This window comes from Bacteroidia bacterium, assembly GCA_025056095.1.
Taxonomy (GTDB): Bacteria; Bacteroidota; Bacteroidia; order JANWVE01; family JANWVE01; genus JANWVE01.
Genome location: JANWVW010000201.1, coordinates 1 through 5,119, shown reverse-complemented (window position 1 = coordinate 5,119; position 5,119 = coordinate 1). Strand labels below are relative to the sequence as shown.

The following is a 5,119-nucleotide window of genomic DNA, read 5'->3' as shown; positions in this document are numbered from 1 at the left end:
GTAGCTGCACACCTATTGGCAGACATTTTAATAGTAGATGAAGTGCTTGCTGTAGGCGATGCCGAATTCCAGAAAAAATGCATCGGCAAAATGAAAGATGTAAGCACGGGAGAAGGAAGAACAGTGCTGTTTGTGAGTCATAATATGGGCACAATCAAAGGTTTATGCACAAGGGGAGTTCTAATAAAAAATGGGCGTATAGAAGGAGATGGTGATGTCCTATCAATTATCAATCAATATTTGAAAGGAATTAATCCGCTTGATGGTGTTTTTGAGATAGGTAAGTATGATCTTAACGAAAAGATAATTATTAATTATGTTGTGTTTAAAAATCAAAATGGCGAAATTAAACAGAGTTTTCATATTGGTGATAGTCTCACTGTGGAATTGCACTGTGTGGCAGTAGAGCGTATTGAAAATCCACTTTTTTGGATTGGGGTAGAAAGTGAATATGGGTCACTATTTGGTGCAAATTCGCTCATAGATGGCTGCTCACCAGATTATGTTGAAGGAAATTTCGTCATCAGTTGTACTTTTAAATCTTTGCCATTACTTCCTCAATCTTTTACTGTTTGGGCGGGAGCGCGAGATAAAAGCGGGATGAACTTTCTTACTAAATCCAAAGAGATAGGTTATTTTAACATCATAACTAAATTAAGTGATGTAGGTTTCAATAGTGTATTATCTGATACCATAGCTGCCAATTCATCTCCTCTAATGCTTCCATATCAATGGAATTTTGGTAGTGGAAAGAAATATAACGTAAATATTGAAAATTATATCCGATGCTAACGAATAAATCCATACTTGTAACTGGCGGCACTGGCTCATTTGGGAAAAAATTTGTTGCTACCATCTTAGAAAAATTTCCTGATGTAAAACGCATCATCGTTTTTTCAAGAGATGAATTGAAGCAATTTGAAATGTCTCAAATTTTTCCCCCTTCTAAATATCCCCAAATTCGCTTTTTCATCGGTGATGTTCGCGACAAAGACCGCCTAATGCGTGCCTTTGAACAAGTAGATATTGTTATTCATGCTGCTGCTCTCAAACAAGTGCCTACCGCCGAGTATAACCCTTTTGAAGCTATAAAAACTAATGTTATTGGGGCTCAAAATATCATTGAAGCTGCTTTGGATAGTGGTGTAAAGAAAATAGTGGCTCTTTCAACTGATAAAGCTGCCGCTCCCATTAATTTGTACGGAGCTACTAAATTGTGTTCTGATAAACTTTTTATCGCTGCTAACAATATGATTGGCTACCGCGACATTCGGTTTTCGGTAGTGCGCTACGGCAATGTAATTGGCTCGCGTGGTTCGGTAATACCTCTTTTCTTAGAAAAACGCAAATCGGGTGTTTTGCCTATTACACATCCCAAAATGACACGTTTTAATATTTCCCTGCAAGAAGGTGTAGATTTGGTACTTTTTGCTTTGGAAAATGCTTTAGGAGGTGAAATTTTTGTACCCAAGATACCTTCTTATAAAATTTTAGATGTTGCTGAAGCCATTTGCCCACATTGCGAAAAACAAATAATAGGTATAAGACCTGGCGAAAAAATACACGAAGAAATGATTACCGAAACTGATTCGCTCAACACCATTGAGTTGGAAAAGTACTATGTTATAGTTCCTAATATTCCTTTTACTTCTTACGAGGATACAATGCAAAAATATCTTTCTTATTACAAAGCTAAAAAAGTTCCTGAGGGTTTCAGATACTCCTCGGGGCAGAATACTGAGTGGCTAAGCGTAGAGCAAATCAGAGAGCAAATTCGCTTGCACGTAGATAGTAGTTTTAGCGTTTAAATTCAAAAGAATGCATGAACCCCATACATTACGGAAAGCAAGAAATAACTGCTGAGGATGTTGCTGCTGTACTTGAAACTTTACAAAGTGATTTTCTGACACAAGGTCCTAAAATCGCTGAATTTGAACAAAAATTTGCAGACTATATTGGGGCAAAATATGCTATTGCCGTTGCTAACGGAACTGCTGCTCTGCATCTTTCGGCTTTGGCTTTGGGCGTGAATGAAAAAAGCAACGTTATCGTATCGCCGCTTACTTTTGTTGCTTCGGCAAATTGTATTCGCTATTGTGGGGGAAATGTTTTCTTTGCCGACATCAATCCTGATACACTTACCTTAGATGTCGATAAGGTAGAAGCCTTAATTTTATCCAAGCCCAAAGGCTTTTTTCAAGGAATTATCCCCGTTGATTTTGCAGGATACCCTGTAGACTTGGAGCGGTACAAGCAATTAGCTCAAAGATATAACCTGTGGATTTTGGAGGATAGTTGTCATGCTCTTGGGAGCTATTTTTTGGATAGTAAAGGACAAAAGCAGACTTGTGGAAATGGGAATTTTGCTGATGCTGCTATTTTTTCTTTTCATCCAGTAAAGCATATTACCTGCGGTGAAGGTGGGATGATAACGACCAATCGCAAAGATATTTACGAAAAACTTTTACTCCTGCGAACACACGGTATTACCAAAAACCCTAAACTTTTGTTCGAAAATCACGGCGGCTGGTATTACGAAATGCAAACCTTAGGCTACAATTACAGACTCACTGATTTTCAAGCCGCCTTAGGTATTTCACAACTCAAAAGAGTCGATGAAAATTTGCAGAAACGTAAAAAAATTGCTCAACATTACGACAAAGCATTTGAAAATCATAAATTTATTCAGAAAGCCCCTTTCCACGAAGGTAATTCGTATCATTTATATGTTATACAAACCGAAAAACGCAAAGAATTGTATAATTTTCTGCGAACGCAAAACATTTTCTGTCAAGTTCATTATATTCCTGTGCATTGGCAGCCCTATTACCAAGCATTAGGCTGGAAAAAAGGCGATTTACCAGAGGTAGAAAAATACTATGAAAAATGCTTGTCTTTACCTATATATCCCACCCTCTCCGAAAGTGAACAAAACTACGTAATAGAAAAAATTTTTACGTTTTTTGATGAAGAGAATAGGTAAAATATACTTCCGTGCAGATGGAAACGCACAGATAGGCTTAGGGCATATTACACGTAGTTTGGCTCTTGCCGATATGCTCAAAGAACATTTTGAGATTTACGTCCTTATACAAGAGCCTTCGACAGAAGTGCTGGCTCAAATTCAGGAAGTTACAGAAAACATTATAGTTTTGCCTTCAACTACTGATTATCTTGCAGAGGCTCGTTATATTGCCAAAAATTTCCTTACAGGTAAGGAGGTGGTGGTTTTAGACGGCTATAATTTTCAGACAGAATATCAAAGGATTATCAAAAACACAGGTGTAAAATTAGTTTGTATTGATGATTTGCACGCTTGGCATTTTGTAGCTGATGTGGTGATTAATCACGCAGGAGGGGTGAAAGAAACAGATTATTCTTGCGAGCCATATACAAAACTTTGTTTGGGCTTGGAATATGCTCTTTTGAGAAAACCATTTTTAGAGGCGGCTCAACAAGAGCATACTATTGAAAAAATTGAAAATGCTTTTATTTGTTTTGGCGGTAGCGACCCGCATAATTTCACTGAAAAAGCTTTGCAGGCTTGTTTAGAAGCAAAGATTTTTAAGGAAATTCATGTGGTGGTAGGAAGTGCATATCCTTATTTTGAGCAAATAAAAAATTTGACAAATCACGAAAAAAATATATTTTTGTATCAAAATCTCAATGCCCAAGACCTTTGTAATGTAATGAAAAAATGTCATTTGGGCATTGTACCTGCAAGTAGTGTAGCTATTGAATTGTGGTTTATCAGAATGAAAGTAGTTATGGTCATTATGACTGCTCTGAATCAAAAGGAAATCTATCAAGGTCTAATACAAAAAGCAAACTTTGTAGGGTTTATCAATAGTTTTCCAAGTCCAAATGATATTATTCAAATTATTTTAAGTCATAATTCTGATAGTGCATCTGAACATTTGCAAAAAAAGAATTCACTAAAAAGTATATTTTATTCATAATGCTTAATCAAATTCAAATTAAAGACAAATTTATAGGAAATAATGCTCCCTGTTTTATTGTAGCAGAAATAGGTATTAATCATAATGGGGATATGCAGCTTGCTAAAGAAACTATTTTAGCTGCTAAGCAAGCGGGGGCTGATGCAGTAAAATTTCAGAATTATGAAACAGAAGATTTCATTTTAGACAAAAATTTAACTTATGAGTATATTTCCAATGGGAAAAAGGTAGTAGAAACTCAATATGAAATGTTTAAGCGGTATGAACTGAGTTTTGAACAACTTGAGGAATTAAAGAAATATGCAGATGAGGTAGGTATTATTTTTTTTAGTACACCAACAAGTTTGAGGGGAATCCAAGATTTAGAAAGATTAGAGGTTCCTTTGTTAAAAAATGGTTCAGATTTTCTTGTTAATTTGGAAATTATTGCTCAAATGGCAAAAACAGGCATACCTACTGTGATTTCAACAGGAATGGCAACTTTAGCTGAAATAGACGAGGCAGTTAGAGCTTTTGAGCAAGCGGGGGGCAAAAAATTGATTATATTACATTGTATATCGTCTTATCCTACTCCTCCTGAAGAGGTTAATTTATTGAAAATAAGATCTTTACAAAGTGCTTTTAATTATCCTGTGGGCTTTTCAGACCATACTGAGGGAGTAGTTGCAGCAATAGGTGCAGTAGCGTTGGGGGCTTGTTTTATAGAAAAACACTTCACGATAGATAACAATTTGGAAGGTCCTGACCATAGATTTTCCTCTAACCCGAAAGAATTTAGGGAGTTAGTGGAAGCGATAAGATTCTTAGAAAAAGCAATGGGAAGTTCAAAAATAGCTCCTACCCAAAAAGAAGAGTTTGGCAGATTAAATTTCAGACTTTCCTGTGTTGCTAAACGAAATTTATCAAAAGGTGAAACTATAAAAAAGGAAGATGTAGCTTTTTCAAGACCAGCAACAGGTATTCCGCCTAAATTTGTAGAATTTCTCATTGGGAAAAAACTTTTGAAAGATGTCAAAGCAGGTGAACCTTTTCAATTTAATATTTTAACTTTATGACTAATTTTGATGAAATCTGGGAAAAAGAAATTTATGGGCAAGGAAAACATTTGAACAAGTATCCCTTTGATAATGTTGTGTCTTTTGTATTCAAAAATTATCCAA

5 protein-coding genes are annotated in these 5,119 nt (G+C 35.8%); all 5 read left to right on the top strand.

Translation table 11 applies throughout. The annotated features are described in order from the left end of the window. Positions 1 to 792 (top strand): Wzt carbohydrate-binding domain-containing protein (locus NZ519_11820; GenBank protein MCS7029442.1); only part of this gene is annotated, 792 nt, incomplete at its 5' end. After that, positions 786 to 1,808 carry a UDP-N-acetylglucosamine 4,6-dehydratase (inverting) gene (gene pseB / locus NZ519_11815; GenBank protein MCS7029441.1) on the top strand — a complete coding sequence of 341 codons (1,023 nt, stop codon included), beginning with the start codon at positions 786 to 788 and terminating at the stop codon, positions 1,806 to 1,808. The genes NZ519_11820 and pseB, both read left to right, overlap by 7 nt. Positions 1,809 to 1,822: 14 nt before the next feature. Beyond that, a complete protein-coding gene (gene pseC, locus NZ519_11810) occupies positions 1,823 to 2,983 on the top strand; it encodes a UDP-4-amino-4,6-dideoxy-N-acetyl-beta-L-altrosamine transaminase (GenBank protein MCS7029440.1) in 1,161 nt (386 codons plus the stop codon). After that, on the top strand, positions 2,967 to 3,959 hold the full coding sequence (pseG, locus tag NZ519_11805; protein ID MCS7029439.1) for a UDP-2,4-diacetamido-2,4,6-trideoxy-beta-L-altropyranose hydrolase: 993 nt from the start codon (positions 2,967 to 2,969) through the stop codon (positions 3,957 to 3,959). Before pseC ends, pseG begins: the two co-directional genes overlap by 17 nt. Then, entirely contained in the window at positions 3,959 to 5,014 is a 1,056-nt protein-coding gene (locus tag NZ519_11800; protein MCS7029438.1) for an N-acetylneuraminate synthase family protein, read from the top strand. The genes pseG and NZ519_11800 overlap by 1 nt, the downstream gene beginning before the upstream one ends. Positions 5,015 to 5,119: the final 105 nt, after the last annotated feature.

Bases quoted from the DNA above. Each gene is read 5' to 3' on its own strand.
- pseB (MCS7029441.1), top strand. From the start codon at position 786: ATGCTAACGAATAAATCCATACTTGTAACTGGCGGCACTGGCTCATTT.
- pseG (MCS7029439.1), top strand. From the start codon at position 2,967: ATGAAGAGAATAGGTAAAATATACTTCCGTGCAGATGGAAACGCACAG.
- NZ519_11800 (MCS7029438.1), top strand. From the start codon at position 3,959: ATGCTTAATCAAATTCAAATTAAAGACAAATTTATAGGAAATAATGCT.
- pseC (MCS7029440.1), top strand. From the start codon at position 1,823: ATGAACCCCATACATTACGGAAAGCAAGAAATAACTGCTGAGGATGTT.